Annotated in this window: 1 protein-coding gene; it reads left to right on the top strand. The window is 63.9% G+C overall.

Going from position 1 to position 843, the window contains the following annotated elements:
* Positions 1 to 710: IS5 family transposase (locus GCT13_RS47960; protein ID WP_152768460.1), on the top strand; the 710-nt coding region annotated here is incomplete at its 5' end.
* Between the last annotated feature and the right edge of the window lie 133 nt (positions 711 to 843).

Raw genomic sequence — 843 nt, 5'->3', positions numbered from 1 at the left:
CCGACAGGCAGGGTCTGCTGTCTCGGGAGCATTTCCCGGTGGACGGCACGCTCATCCAGGCTTGGGCGAGTCACAAGAGTTTTCGCCGCAAGGACGGATCGGACGATCCGCCGACCGGCGGCGGGCGCAACGCCGAAGCCGACTGGAAGGGTGAGCGACGTAGCAATGACACGCATGAGTCGAGCACTGATGCGGATGCGCGCCTGTTCAAGAAGAGCAAGCAGAGTCCGGCCATCCTCTGTTACCAGGGGCATATCTTGATGGAGAACCGCTCCGGGCTGGTGGTCGGCGCCGTGGTAAGCCACGCGGATGGCTTTGGCGAGCGGGCCAGTGCGCTGCGACTGCTCGACCGCGTGCCTGGCACTCACGCGAAGACAGTCGGTGCCGACAAGGCGTACGACACGCACGATTTCGTAAGCGATTGCCGGGCGCGCAACATTACCCCGCATGTCGCACGCAACGACGCCCGCCAGGGCGGCAGCGCGATCGATGAGCGTACATCGCGGCACGCGGGATACTGGATGAGTCAGGTCATCCGCAAGCGTATCGAGGAGCATTTCGGCTGGGGCAAGACGGTCGGTCGGATCCGGCAGACGGTGTATCGCGGCATCAAGCGGGTCGACCAGCACTTCAAGCTGACAATGGTCGCGAGCAATCTCACGCGCATGGCGCGAATAATGGGCGCGGGGCATACCGGAGCGGTGCAATGAGCCGCCGATGCGCGCGGCCCGCGAGGCCTGGCATCCCCGCGCAGGCGCGTTGCCTGCGCAAACTGATCGGCGCATCCGGATTTCAGTTGGAAATTGCACACGAAACACTCCTGATCATCGCTTCGGTCCTCAT

Source organism: Paraburkholderia franconis (assembly GCF_009362735.1).
Lineage (GTDB): Bacteria > Pseudomonadota > Gammaproteobacteria > Burkholderiales > Burkholderiaceae > Paraburkholderia > Paraburkholderia franconis.
The sequence above is the reverse complement of the archived record's forward strand: the minus strand, read 5'-3'. Positions and strand labels throughout refer to the sequence as shown.